At 70.7% G+C, this 12,789-nt stretch carries 14 protein-coding genes; 7 read left to right on the forward strand and 7 right to left on the reverse strand.

What is annotated here, in order from left to right; translation table 11 throughout:
• Positions 1-109 precede the first annotated feature (109 nt).
• From ACFYNL_RS29720 to ACFYNL_RS29745, 6 genes are all read left to right on the forward strand, one after another.
• Positions 110-2,428 (forward strand): hypothetical protein, encoded by a 2,319-nt coding sequence (locus ACFYNL_RS29720; RefSeq protein WP_388808447.1) that lies wholly within the window; start codon positions 110-112, stop codon positions 2,426-2,428.
• A 10-nt stretch (positions 2,429-2,438) separates the two neighbouring features.
• Positions 2,439-2,840, forward strand: coding sequence for a DUF5955 family protein (locus ACFYNL_RS29725; protein ID WP_388808450.1), 402 nt, complete (start codon positions 2,439-2,441; stop codon positions 2,838-2,840).
• A 665-nt stretch (positions 2,841-3,505) separates the two neighbouring features.
• Positions 3,506-4,144, forward strand: coding sequence for a hypothetical protein (locus ACFYNL_RS29730; RefSeq protein ID WP_388808452.1), 639 nt, complete (start codon positions 3,506-3,508; stop codon positions 4,142-4,144).
• A gap of 53 nt (positions 4,145-4,197) precedes the next feature.
• Positions 4,198-4,620 (forward strand): acyl-CoA thioesterase, encoded by a 423-nt coding sequence (locus ACFYNL_RS29735; protein ID WP_388808454.1) that lies wholly within the window; start codon positions 4,198-4,200, stop codon positions 4,618-4,620.
• A gap of 235 nt (positions 4,621-4,855) precedes the next feature.
• Positions 4,856-5,305 carry a spore-associated protein gene (locus ACFYNL_RS29740; RefSeq protein ID WP_388808457.1) on the forward strand — a complete coding sequence of 150 codons (450 nt, stop codon included), beginning with the start codon at positions 4,856-4,858 and terminating at the stop codon, positions 5,303-5,305.
• 175 nt (positions 5,306-5,480) lie between these two features.
• Positions 5,481-6,086, forward strand: coding sequence for a 3'-5' exoribonuclease domain-containing protein (locus tag ACFYNL_RS29745; protein WP_388808459.1), 606 nt, complete (start codon positions 5,481-5,483; stop codon positions 6,084-6,086).
• On the opposite strand, the gene ACFYNL_RS29750 is transcribed toward ACFYNL_RS29745, so the two are convergent.
• The 7 genes from ACFYNL_RS29750 to ACFYNL_RS29780 all read right to left on the reverse strand — a co-directional run bounded on the left by ACFYNL_RS29750 (position 6,049) and on the right by ACFYNL_RS29780 (position 11,796).
• Positions 6,049-7,440: a nucleobase:cation symporter-2 family protein gene (locus ACFYNL_RS29750; RefSeq protein ID WP_388808461.1), complete on the reverse strand. Its 1,392-nt coding sequence runs from the start codon at positions 7,438-7,440 to the stop codon at positions 6,049-6,051. The two genes, ACFYNL_RS29745 and ACFYNL_RS29750, sit on opposite strands and share 38 nt — an antisense overlap.
• 248 nt (positions 7,441-7,688) lie before the next feature.
• On the reverse strand, positions 7,689-9,065 hold the full coding sequence (locus tag ACFYNL_RS29755; RefSeq protein WP_388808464.1) for an 8-oxoguanine deaminase: 1,377 nt from the start codon (positions 9,063-9,065) through the stop codon (positions 7,689-7,691).
• 122 nt (positions 9,066-9,187) lie between these two features.
• Positions 9,188-10,135 (reverse strand): factor-independent urate hydroxylase, encoded by a 948-nt coding sequence (gene pucL, locus ACFYNL_RS29760; RefSeq protein ID WP_388808466.1) that lies wholly within the window; start codon positions 10,133-10,135, stop codon positions 9,188-9,190.
• Positions 10,136-10,139: 4 nt separating this feature from the next.
• A complete protein-coding gene (uraH, locus tag ACFYNL_RS29765; RefSeq protein ID WP_388808469.1) occupies positions 10,140-10,532 on the reverse strand; it encodes a hydroxyisourate hydrolase in 393 nt (130 codons plus the stop codon).
• Between the two features lie 14 nt (positions 10,533-10,546).
• Positions 10,547-11,056 carry a 2-oxo-4-hydroxy-4-carboxy-5-ureidoimidazoline decarboxylase gene (gene uraD / locus ACFYNL_RS29770; RefSeq protein WP_388808471.1) on the reverse strand — a complete coding sequence of 170 codons (510 nt, stop codon included), beginning with the start codon at positions 11,054-11,056 and terminating at the stop codon, positions 10,547-10,549.
• A 123-nt stretch (positions 11,057-11,179) separates the two neighbouring features.
• Complete coding sequence (locus ACFYNL_RS29775; RefSeq protein ID WP_388808473.1) at positions 11,180-11,548, reverse strand: helix-turn-helix domain-containing protein; 369 nt, start codon at positions 11,546-11,548, stop codon at positions 11,180-11,182.
• Positions 11,545-11,796 (reverse strand): hypothetical protein, encoded by a 252-nt coding sequence (locus tag ACFYNL_RS29780; RefSeq protein ID WP_388808475.1) that lies wholly within the window; start codon positions 11,794-11,796, stop codon positions 11,545-11,547. The genes ACFYNL_RS29775 and ACFYNL_RS29780 overlap by 4 nt, the downstream gene beginning before the upstream one ends.
• A 133-nt stretch (positions 11,797-11,929) precedes the next feature.
• On the opposite strand from ACFYNL_RS29780, the gene ACFYNL_RS29785 reads away from it, so the two are divergent.
• Positions 11,930-12,769: a TIM barrel protein gene (locus ACFYNL_RS29785; RefSeq protein WP_388808478.1), complete on the forward strand. Its 840-nt coding sequence runs from the start codon at positions 11,930-11,932 to the stop codon at positions 12,767-12,769.
• The last annotated feature ends 20 nt before the right edge of the window (positions 12,770-12,789 follow it).

Genomic DNA, 12,789 nt, shown 5'->3' on the forward strand with positions numbered 1-12,789 from the left:
GGCCCGCTGGGCCGAGCCCGCGATGTTCGCTGATTCAGGATCACGGAGACAGGGGATGCCGTAGAGTGCGGCCACTGATCTCTGGGGTCGGGGATGGGGGAACCGGCAGGTGTTCTTGTCTCTTCGGAGTGAGTCCGGCTCGCCACCACACTTACGCGCCCGTGTCACCGTCCTGCTCCTGCTCGTCCTCGCCGGAGGCAGCCCGTGGGCGCAGCGGCGGGTCTGGGACTTCTACATCGAGAAGTTCTACGTCGAGATGTCCGGTGGCGAGACCCTCCGCACGCTCGTCGAAGCGGCGTTGATCCCCGGCTGGGAGTACTCCGCCGACAGGTACGCCGACACGACCTTCCTGGTCATCGACGACGTCTGTGTCGCGGCGCTCCTCGCCGGACTCGCCCTCTTCGCCTGGCTCCTGCTGCGCCGCGGCGCGGGCTGGACGCGCTGCCTCGCCGTGGGCGTGCTGGCGGCCGAGTGCGAGGCCGTGCTGCGGTGGGTCCTGCTCGAAAGCTTCGCCTCCGACGCGGGATTCGTGTCCACCGACACCCTGCTGAAGGACCTCACGCTCTCGGCACTCGTCTTCGGACTCGCGGTCGGCGCGCTCCTCGCGCTGCTGACCGTCGGACTGCCCGGTCTGCGGGTCCGGAGATCCGTCGCCGCCCCCAGGACGTCACCGGCCAGGAGGAACAAGGGAGGACTCGGCATGACGATCGGGCAGGTACGCATGCCGGTCGGGCGCACACCGGGTGACGTCACCCGCTATCTGTGTGCCGCGGCCTATGTGGACGAACGTTTCGCCGACCGGGTGGTGGAGGAGGTCCTGGCCGACGAGGCCAGTGCCGTGGCCCCCTCCCCCGACGTCGACCTGGTCGCGGTGGCACGCCACTGCCTGACGGCACAGGACCTGCGCCACCGGCGTGATCTGCGACTGGCCGGGGCGTTCGCCGCCCTCGCCCTGATCGCACCGCTGTGGCTGCTGTACGTCGTGGTGCTCCTGTCGTTCACGGGGCGCCCCGCCGCCCAACCGAGCCTGGCCACGCGGGGCCATCACCAGCCCGGCAGAGGGGTGCTGGTAGGCACCGCCGTCACGGGCGCGGTCGTGGTGCTCCTCGGGTTCTACTTCGGCTTCCTGTTCTCGGCGCTGCCCGCACCCGGCTTCGTCGCCTGGCTGCTCGGCGCCTACCTGGGCGGGGTGCCGGCCGTGCTCGCGTCCCTCGCCGCGGTGGCGTTCGCCTACGCCACGGTGGTGCGGCACGACCTCGACATCGACCGGTTGCTGCGCACCACCATGACCCGGGACACCTTCGCCGGGCAGCCCCGTCCCTCCGTCCCGCGGCGCAAGTGGATGGCCGAGCGTCTGGCGGCTCTCCAGGAGGCGCAGACCGGCAACGTCACCGTCTACAGCGGATACACCCCGTTCGTCGGCTATGCGGACACCAGCTCCAAGTGGTCGCTCGCGGTGCCTCTCCTGCCCGCCGAGGACCATGTCGGAGGGCGCTCGCGGCCCGCCGAGCCGGAGGCCTTCACGGTCGCCGAACTCGTCGACCATGTCCGGGCACGGCTGCGGGCGGTCGCCGCGCGCGGTGTCACCGACGGGGCCGCGGAACCGGGCGAGGAGGCTCTCGGCTCCCTCCTCATCGAGGACCGGGTGTTCGCGAGCGGCACGACGATCGGTGACGACGAGCGGTTCATCAAGGCCCGCAGCATCACTCCGGCCGCACGGCTGTCGCCCGAAGAGGTCGAACGGATCATGGTCCGTCCGACCGGTACCGTCCGCCACTATCTGGCGGTCCACGTGCCGATGTGGGGCGGGGACGTGGTGCCGAGCGTGTTCCTGCACTTCTCGACCACGGGCAGGACACTGCACCTGCACTGCGACAACCATGTGCTCGGCCCGGTGGCCGCGGGCTACCACGTCGTGGACCGGCTGCGCGGCCCCCTCGGTCCCGACGCCAGACGCGGCCTGCTGCTGGCCGCCCTCGCCCGCACCGGCGGGGCGTTCCTCACCGCGCCGTTCCGGGCGCTGCGCCACGCCCGCTCCGAGACCCGGCACAGCAGACGCATGGTGGACGAACTGAAGGCCATGGAGCAGGACCCCCTCTACGACTACGGCGCCCGGGTGAGCATCCGGGAGATGGCGCTGAGCCCCGACTACCACAACTACTTCCAGGTCGTGGACGCCGGCCGGATCACCTCCCTGGTGGAGCGCCACACCCTCGCCGCCATCCGGGAGTTCCTCGACGAACACGGCTACGACATCACCGACTTCCGCACCCAGCAGCAGACCATCCTCAACCAGGGGCTCATCCAGCAGGGCGGCATGAGCATCATCGGCAACCAGGCGATCGGCTCGGGCGCGACCGCCCACCAGAACTTCCCGCAGCAGTCCGGCTCCTCCGCGCTCAGCGCCGCCGGCGGCTCCGACAAGTAGAGGACTTCTCATGCGCGACGACGACGGGCGCCAGGACCCTCCCGTCAACAAGGGCGTCATGATCAGCGGCGGCACCCACTACGTGGGCAACCAGGCCGTGGGAGACGGTGCCCGGGCGTTCTCCGGCTCGGTCTCCTTCCAGCCGCAGGACCCCGAGCAGGCCGCACGCACCGCCGAGCTCCTGACCGTCGTCGAACGGTTGCTGGAGGAGCACCGCGCGGCGCTCGCCGACCCGGACGCCACCACCAGGGAACTGCGCCGCCTGCGCGAGGAACTCCAGGAGGAGGAACCGCAGCCGACCGTCCTGCGGCGCGCGCTCGACCGGCTGAACGAGTTCGTCCAGCCGGTCGCCCCGCTCGTCGTCGCCGTCGGCCAGCTCGCGGCGTCGGTGCAGGGCCTTCCTGGGGGCTGAGGCGGGGCGGGGCGGGCCGGCACGCCGGGACCGGGCGCTGACGACGCCGGGCCGGGAGCGAGACCGTCCGGCGGACCCACCATCGATCGGGGCCGGCGGCGGAAGGCTGGGCATCCGACGCCGTGGATCCACCCGCGCCGACCCCAGGACCGCCTTCGTCCTGGCGTCCCGAAGCACCCGGACTGCCGAACGGTCGGCCTGGCACACGGCGACCACGACCACCGAGAGCCGGCGCGAGCGGTGCGCCGGCGCACGGGTTGACGGTGCAGGCCGCACTCGTGCCCCGAGCATCCCCGGGGACAGGGGCGAGGAGGTCCGGGTGCGCGCCGGGGGCTGTTGGGTCCCCGTGGGGACGGGCGGCGGGGCTGCTGGGTATTCGTAGGGGCGGGCGCCGGGGTCTGCGGGGTACGCCGTGGTCTGCTGGGTCCCCCTGGGTACGCCGGGGTCTGCTGGGTCCCCGTGGGAACGCCGGGGCCTGCTGGGTCCCCGTAGGGGCGGGCGCCGCGCACGAGGGGTGTCGTGGGGCCGGCCGCGCCCAGGGGCACCCCGTCCCGCGGGAGCACCGAGCAAGGGCCGCCGGCGCTCGCCGGAGGGATTGTCAGAGCCGCGTCGTAGCCTTCCGGGCTAAGAGGGCGAGTGTCCGAGCGCCCGGGGAGGAGCACGCCGTGACCAGGCCACCGACCGCAGCACAGCGGCGTGTCATCGACGCCGCCGACCCCGTCACCGGACGTCTCAGGGGTACGGAGGCGCAGCTCGCGGCGCTGGTGAGGCGGGGGCTCGCCTTCCGGCACCCACGGCCGCCGCACGATCACTTCCTGACGCCGGCGGGGCACCGGATACGGGAGGCGGCGCCGCGGGGCCCCGAGCCCGCCGAGGCGGCTTCCACCAGCGCCGCCGCCGGGGTGTTCGCCGCGCGCGTCGGCGGCGAGCAGGACGCGCCGGCCGCGGGGGCCGCCCGTATCCGCGAGGTGCACAGCGCCTGGCAGGGCCTGCTGGAGCTGCGCCGGATGACCCATGCGGACGGGGCTCAGGACCGGCCGTGCGGCTGGGAGCGTACGCATCTGGTGCAGGCCGCGGCGCTGGCCCTGGAGGCGGCCGGGCACCCTCCGGCCGGGCGGGACCCCGCGGAGGGCTACCGGGTGCGGGCCACCCCGCAACCGGAGGCGGTCGCCGTGTACGACCCGGACGGCACCCGTCTGCGGGCCTGCGCCAGCACGCTGGAAGGGGCCGGGTGGCAGGTCGGTGAACACACCGACCCTCGTACACGAGAGCGATACCTGCTGGCATCCCCGCGACGGATGTAGAGGGCACATGTCAGGATCGGACCGACCGTGAAAGCCAGTACGAAGGGGAAGTCGTGACCGAGCCGTTCTCCGTTCCGGTGACCGTCCGTGGCTACGAGACGGATGTGCAGGGGCACCTCAACCAGGCGGTGTACCTGAACTACGCCGAACACGCCCGCTGGGCGCTGCTCCAGACGGCCGGGATCAGCCAGACCGGTCTGATCTCCAAGGGCGTGGGGCCGGTGGCCCTGGAGACGACGATCCGCTATCGGCGGGAGCTGCTCGCGGGCGACGAGGTCGAGGTGACGTGCGCCTTCGTCTGGGGCGGCGGCAAGACGTTCAGCATCGAGCAGACCATCCGCAAGGCCGACGGCACGGTGGCGGCCGAGATCACCGCGGTGGGTGGGATCCTCGACCTCAAGGAGCGCAAGCTGGTCGACCACCCCGACGAGATCTTCAAGGAACTGGCGTCGGATCCGGCCCTGTTCGGGCTCTAGTCAGCCAACTGCCGTGCGTGACTGCGGTCGTGGGCCGGGCGACTCGGCGACTCAGCGGGCGGCCTCGGCGGCGAGCGTCCAACTCGCCTTCCAGGTAGGGACGTTGATCGCTGCCGGGATCCTGGTGCCGAGACGGCGGTGTTGAGGAAGCGACAGAACCGAGCACAACCATTCGCATACCCCGCGGGTCACACCATGCAGGAGCAACCAACTCCAATACGCACCAGGGGGAAATATGCGATACGCGCGCTCTGTCCTGTCCACTGCCGCGTTGGCGGCCCTGACGGTGGGGACCACGGCCGCCCTGACGGCGCCCGCCTCCGCAGCGCCCAACACCACGCCGCAGAAGGTCTGCGGCAGCGCCTACAAGACGGTGAACTCGGTGCCCGTCGGCACGCTCGGCACCGTGTACCTGACGTACAACGCCGCCAACGGCAAGAACTGCGTGGCGACCATCCGCAACAACCCCGGCACCGCGGTGGAGATGTCCGCGTGGGTCGGCGTCCCCGAGACCGACGAGTACGACGACGACTACGGGCGCTTCACCTCGTACGCCGGACCGACCTACGTCTACGGCAAGGGCCACTGCGTGGACTGGGGCGGCCACATCAACAACCACTACGTGCACGTGTCGGGCTCCAACTGCGGAGCCCTCAAGGAGCACCGGGTGACCTTCACCCGCTGATCCAGCCACAGTGACACCGTGCGCCCCGGCAGAACCGCGACCTCCTGCCGGGGCGCACGCGCGGGTCACCGAGTGGTCGGGCCGCCTCGCACCGGAAGGCCGTGAGTCGACCGGGGCAGCAGCCCAAGGGGAATTCGGATGCGGGAGGCCCGGCCACCTGGAAGGCTCCGGGGCCATGGCCGCACGACGCATCAGACCCAGCCTCTACATCTCCGTCGACATCGAGGCCGACGGCCCGATCCCGGGGCCGTACTCCATGCTGAGCCTCGGGGCGGCGGTCGCCGGGATGCAGGACGCGGACGGGTTCGCCGCGGCCGACCCCGAGCGGCAGACCTTCTACCGGGAACTGCGCCCCATCAGCGAGGAGTTCGTGCCGCAGGCGCTGGCCGTCAGCGGGCTCGACCGCGATCGCCTCGGGAGGGAGGGCCTCGACCCCGCCCTGGCTCTCGCGCAGTTCACGCGCTGGGTGCGCGAGGTCTGCGGCGACGCGCAGCCGGTGATGTGCGGCTATCCGGCGTCGTACGACTGGACCTTCCTGTACTGGTACTTGATCCGTTTCACCGGCGAGAGTCCCTTCGGGCACTCGGGCTGCCTGGACATGAAGACGCTGTACGCCACGAAGGCGGGCCTGCCGCTGCGCGCGGTGGCGAAGGGCACGATGCCGCGCGAACTGCTGTCGAGGCGCCGTCACACGCACCATGCCCTGGACGACGCCGTCGAGCAGGCCGAGTTGTTCGCCCACCTCATGGAGTGGCGGGGGCCCGGGGCGTCGTCCCGGTGAGCTCCTCCCCCGCCTCCATCGGGTGGGTCACGTCGTGGGCGTCCCGGCCGCCGGTGCCCAGGTGGTTGAAGACCAGGTTCAGCAGGACCGCCGCCACGCAGCCGGTCGAGATGCCCGAGTCCAGGACGATCCTCGCCGTCTCCGGGAAGGCGTGGTAGAACTCCGGCGCGGTGATCGGGACGATGCCGACGGCCAGGGAGACCGCCACGATCAGCACGTTGTTGTCCTTGTCCAGGCCGGCCCGGACGAGGGTCTGGATGCCGCTCGCCGCGACCGAGCCGAACAGCACGACACCCGCGCCGCCGAGGACCGGACGCGGTACGACCGCGATCAGCGAGGCGGCCATCGGGCACAGGCCCATCAGCACCAGGAAGCCGCCGCCGACGGCGACGACGTACCGGCTGCGGATCCTCGTCATCGCCACCAGGCCGATGTTCTGCGCGAAGGCGCTGCACATGAAGCCGTTGAAGAGGGGGCTGATCGCCGAGCCGAGGGTGTCGGCGCGCAGGCCGGCGGCGATGGTCTTCTCGTCGGCGGGGCGGTCGACGATCTCACCCAGCGCCAGCATGTCGGCGGTCGACTCGGTCATCGACACCACCATCACCACGCACAGCGAGATGATCGCGGCGAGCTGGAACTGCGGGGCGCCGAAGTGGAACGGGGTCGGGAAGCCGATGACGTCCGCGTCCGCCACCGGGCCGAAGTCCGTGACACCGAACGGGATCGCGATCAGGGTGCCGGCGACCAGGCCGAGCAGGACGGCGATCTGCTTGACGAAGCCCCTGGTGAACCGGCGCAGGAGCAGGACGATCAGCAGGGTCACGGCCGCCAGGCCCAGGTTGGTCGCCGAACCGTAGTCGTCGGCCGAGGGGTTCGGGCCCTGTGCCCAGCCGAAGGCGACCGGCAGGAGGGAGATGCCGATGAGCGTGATGACCGTGCCCGTCACCACCGGCGGGAAGAAGCGGACCGCCTTGCTGAAGAAGGGGGCGGCGAGGAAGCCGAGGAGGCCGGCGACGATGACTGCGCCGAAGATGATCGGCAGCGCGTCGGACTTGTCCTCGGTGGAGGCGACGATCGCGGTCATGGGGGCGACACCCGCGAAGGTGACGCCGTTGACGAAGGGCAGACGGGCGCCGATCTTCCAGACGCCGAGGGTCTGGAGGAAGGTCGCGAGGCCCGCGGTGAACAGGCATGCGCCGGTCAGGAAGGTCAGGTCGGCGGCGCTCAGGCCTATGGCCGCGCCGACGATCAGGGGTGGGGCGACGACTCCCGCGTACATGGCGGCCACGTGCTGCAGGCCGGTGGTCGCCATTTTCAGGGCGGGGAGTTTCTCGTCAACGGGGTGGTCGGCCACGGCGGCGTCCCTCCGGTCGGTTACACGGCTCGCCGCATGGCTGCCGTGGGTTTCAGGGAGGTGGTGCGGGTGGTCGTGCGGGACCGGACGTGCGGTGACGGGTGACCGTTCCGGGGCGCGCGCGTGAACGCACGCGCCCCGGCGACGGCCGCCATGGACCCCGCTCGGGTCCACGGCTGCCGGCCGGGAGCCGTCCCTCCCGGCCGGTGATCAGGGGCCGTACCGCCCTCAGCGGTCGGCGAACGGGGTTACCGCGCGGCGATCCGCGCCAGCCGCCGCGCCTCGTCCCGCGTCGAGCGGGCGATGGCGTCCTCGTCGGCCGTGAGCAGCCGCCCGTTCTCGACGATCTGCCGGCCGTCGACGAACGACGCGGTGACCGGGGCCGCCGCGCCGAAGACCAGCGCGGTCACCGGGTCGGCGATGGAGGCGTGGGCGAGGGTGTCCAGCTTCCACAGCACGAGGTCGGCCAGCTTGCCCGGTTCCAGCGAGCCGATCTCGGCGGCGCGGCCGAGGACCTGCGCTCCGCCGTACGTCCCGAGCCGCAGGGCCTGCCGGGCGTTCAGGGCGGCCTCGCGGTGGGCGCCGAGGCGGTTGATGAGCAGCGCGTTGCGCAGTTCGGTGTGCAGTTCGCCGGACTCGTTGGAGGCGGTGCCGTCGACGCCGAGGCCGACCGGGACGCCGGCCGCCAGCATGTCGGGGACGCGGGCGATACCGGCCGCGAGGCGGGCGTTGGAGGACGGGCAGTGGGCGACACCCGTCTTCGTGCGGGCGAAGGCGGCGATGTCGGAGTCGTTCATGTGGACGCAGTGCGCCATCCACACGTCCTCGCCGAGCCAGCCGGTGGACTCGAAGTAGTCGGTCGGGCCCATGCCGAACAGCTCGTGGCAGAACTTCTCCTCCTCCACGGTCTCCGACCCGTGGGTGTGCATGCGCACGCCGAGCCGGCGAGCCAGCTCACCGCCCTGCTTGAGCAGTTCGGTGGAGATGGAGAACGGGGAGCACGGGGCGACGGCGACCTGGGTCATCGCGTCGAAGGAGGCGTCGTGGTACCGCTTGACGGTCTCCTCGGTCGCGGCGAGCGCGCCTTCGAGGGTCTCGACGGCGAAGTCCGGCGGCAGTCCGCCGTCCTTCTCGCTGCGGTCCATGGAGCCACGGGCGAGGGTGAAGCGGACGCCCATGTCGCGGGCGGCGCCGATGATGGCGCCGGACAGGTCGCCGGAGTTCCGCGGGTAGACGTAGTGGTGGTCCATGGCGGTGGTCACGCCGCCGCGGGCCATCATCGCGAGCGAGCCCTGCGCGGCCGAGCGCACCATCTGCTCGTCGATGCGCGCCCAGGTCGGGTAGAGGGCGACGAGCCAGTCGAAGAGGTTGTGGTCGGTGGCCAGGCCCCGGGTGATCCACTGGTAGAAGTGGTGGTGGGTGTTGATCAGGCCAGGGGTGACCAGATGCCCGGTGGCGTCGATGCGGCGCACGACGTTCTGCAGGCCGTCCGGGGCGCTGCCCGCGCCGAGCGACTCGATGCGGTTGTCCGTGACGACGAGGTGGCCGGTGGCGTACTCGGTGTCGTTCGCGTCCACCGTCGCGATCGAACAGTTCTCGATGACGATGCGCTGGGCTGCTGCCATGATTCGTCCTTTGCGCTGAAGTGGAGAGGGCACGGCAGGACCCTGGGGGATTTGAGTACCGCGGCCGGGAAGCCCTCGGAGCCCGGCTCTCCGGCCGCGGGTGCCGAAATTTCCGTTGTCGCTTACAGGTTGGTGAGGTCCACGGGGATCCGCGCCTCGCAACCGTCCCGCAGGATGGTGGCCTCGATCAGGCCGTAGGGGCGGTCGGCGGCGTAGTACACCTCGTTGTCGTTCTTCAGCCCGAACGGCTCCAGGTCCACCAGGAAGTGGTGCTTGTTCGGGAGGGAGAAGCGGACCTCGTCGATCTCGCTGCGGTGGTTGATGATGCGCGAACCCATCTGGTACAGGGTCTGCTGGAGCGAGAGCGAGTACGTCTCGGCGAAGGCCTGGAGCATGTGCTTCCTGGTCTGCTCGTAGGACTTCTCCCAGTTGGGCATCCGCTGCTCGTCGTCGGTCCAGTTGAACCGCCAGCGGCCGGAGACCTGGGTGGCCAGGATGCGGTCGTACGCCTCCTTCAGCGTCGTGTACTTGTCCTTGACGTAGCCCCAGAACTCGGAGTTCGTGGAGTTCATCACGACCAGGTCCTTCAGACCGGACACGACCTCCCACTGCTCACCGTCGTACGTGATCTGCGTGAGCCGTGTCTCCTGGCCCTTGCGGACGAAGGAGTGCTTGACCTCGTCGGCGCCGATGAACTGCGAGTTGGCGTCGGAGGCCTCGATCCGCTCCCAGGCGTACTCCTCGATGCGGATCCGGGCCGTCTTGATCGGCTCCTGGCTGGTCACGAAGTGCCGGGCGAGGTGGATGCCGAACTGCTCGGCGGACTCGATGCCGTACTCCTTGGCGAACGCGTACACCGTGTTCTTGGTGGTGTCGGTCGGCAGGACGTTGGCGTTGGAGCCGGAGTAGTGGACCTCTTCCATGTCGCCGGAGAGGGCGACGGAGACGTTCAGGTCCTTGATGTGGTGGGTGGCGCCGTCCCGCGTGATCTTCACGACTCGGTTCTCGGCCTTGCCGTACTGGTTCTGTCCCAGGATCACAGGTCGGCCAGGGCGGGAATTGACGGTCATTTAGCTAGCTCCCTCGGTAAACGGAGTAGCCGAACGGGTTGAGCAGCAGCGGTACGTGGTAGTGCTCCCCGGGCTTCACGGCGAAGGTGATCGCCACCTCGGGGAAGAACACGGCACCGCTGTCCCGATTCGCGGGGGCGTCCTGCTGCGCATCGGCTTGCTTCTTCTCGAAGTACGCCTCGACCGCGAAGTCGAGCCGTACGTGGGTGGTCCCCTCCGGCGGCAGCGGGAGGTCCTTGCACCGACCGTCCGCGTCGGTCGTGGAGCCGCCGAGTGCGCGCCAGTCGGTGTCCCGGCCCGAGCGGGCCGAGAGGTGGACGGCGACGCCCTCGGCGGGGCGGCCGATGCTGGTGTCCAGGATGTGCGTGGACACGGAGGCGGTGGTGCTGGTGCTCATGGTCTGCGTCCTCTTCAGGATTCTTCGACGAGGCGGGCGAGCCGGATACGGTTGATCTTGCCCAGCTCGGCGCGGACGATCTCCCGCTCCTGCTCCGGCGAGTTGCCGATCCGCTCCTTGACCGCGTCGCGCATCTGCTCGCCCGTCCGGCCGGTGGCGCAGATCAGGAAGACATGGCCGAACCTGTCCTGGTAGGCAAGGTTGAGTTCGAGCATCTCCGCCTTGAGGTCCTCGGAGGCGCCGGCCATGCCGCGCTGCTCCCGAGCCGAGGTCGGGTCGCCCGGCTTGGGGCGGCCGATCGGCGGATGCCCGGCCATCGCCTCCTGGAGGTCCTCGGTGGTCAGCTCCGCCATGGCGGCGTCGCTCGCGCTGTAGAGGTCGTCGGCGGTGGCGTAGGGGCGGGCGGCGAGCAGTCTTGCCGCCCATGCCGTGGAGGCGCACGCCTCGTGGAGAGCGGCGTGGGCCGCGTGCTCCTCCAGGGCGTTGAACCGGGCCAGGCCCGGGGGCGTGGAATTCGACGTCACGGGAGCCTCCGTGGCCGCGCAGGGCCTTCGTACTGAACGGGCGTGCCGCTAGCTAACGCCCTACGACGACGAGACGTCAACACTTTGTTGAAAATTCGCGGTAACGAAACCGAGCGGACGCCGTCAGGGGTTCTTGTCCCGATTCAGGTAGTTGTAGACCGTGAACCGGCTCACCCCGAGCGCGCTCGCCACGGTCTCCACGCCGTGCCGCACGGAGAAGGCACCGCGCGCCTCCAGTATCCGCACGACCTCCTGCTTGGCCTTGCGGTCCAGGTCGGCCAGGGGCTTGCCCTTCCTGCGCTCCATGGCGGCCAGGATGTGATCGAGGGAGTCGGCGAGCTGGGGCAGGCGCACGGCCACCACATCGACCCCCTCCCAGGCGAGCACGACATCCTCGGGGCCGGCCTCGTCCGGCGGGAGGATCTCGCCGCCCATGGCGTCGACCAGCGGCTTCACCGCCGCGATGAAGGGCTCGTCCCCGGTTCCGCTCATGCCTCGCCCTCCCCGACCACATTGAGCTGGAGCGAGATCCGGGTGGCACCGGCCTCCAGGGTCCGGCGCAGCAGGGCGTCCACGGCGGCGAGCACGGCGTCGGCGCCCCCCTCCGCCGTATTACCGAAGGGGCCGACGTCCACCGCGTCGAGCTCGGCAGCCTCGACCACCTCGCGGGCCACGACCGCGTGCGCGGGCGCCTCGTCGAGGTCGAAGGGCTCGGTCGTGAACTCCACTCTCAATCGCACGCGCTCAACCTAACGCGCGGTGCGGCCATCCGCCGAGCCCTCTTGACAAGCTTCGACACACAACGGCAATCTTCCAGTACGCAGAAACTAACTTCCGCAATATGGAATCTCGACACGGAAGGGAGCGCCGGCGATGGGATTCGCAGAGCAGCGCTTCAACGTCAACCTGTCGATCCTCTTCACGGAACTCCCGCTCCTGGAGCGCCCCGCGGCCGCCGCCGCGGCCGGCTTCACCGCGGTCGAGCTGTGGTGGCCGTGGATCGACTCCCCCGACCCCGGACAGTCCGAGCTCGACGCCCTCAAGAAGGCGATCGAGGACGCGGGCGTCCAGCTCACCGGGCTGAACTTCTACGCGGGCCGGCTGCCCGGTCCCGACCGCGGCGCCCTGTCGGTGCCGGGCGAGGAGTCGGAGAGGTTCCGCGCCAACGTCGACGTCGCGGCGGACTTCGCGAAGTCCCTCGGCTGCGGGGCGCTCAACGCCCTGTACGGCAACCGCGTCGAGGGCGTGGACCCGGCCGAGCAGGACGCGCTCGCGCTGGAGAACCTGGCGCTCGCCGCGCGGGCGGCCGACCGGATCGGCGCGATCCTGCTGATCGAGGCCCTGAACAAGCCCGAGTCGCCGCTGTACCCGCTGGTGTCCGCACCGGCCGCCGTCGGCGTCGTCGACAAGGTCAACGCGGCGACGGGACTGGGCAACGCCCGCTTCCTCATGGACCTCTACCACCTGTCCATGAACGGCGAGGACCTGCCCTCGGTGATCGAGCGGTACGCCCCGAAGACCGGCCATGTGCAGATCGCCGACAACCCGGGACGCGGCGCGCCCGGCACGGGCACGCTCCCGCTGGAGGAACTGCTCGACCGGCTGGGCAAGGCGGGCTACGAGGGCTGGGTCGGCCTGGAGTACAAGCCGGGCGACCGTCCGAGCGCGGAGGCCTTCGGCTGGCTGCCCGTCGAACAGCGCTCCGTGCGCTGACGGCACGCCCCCGGTCCCGT

Origin of the sequence: Streptomyces sp. NPDC007808, assembly GCF_042868655.1 — a bacterium.
GTDB lineage: Bacteria > Actinomycetota > Actinomycetes > Streptomycetales > Streptomycetaceae > Streptomyces.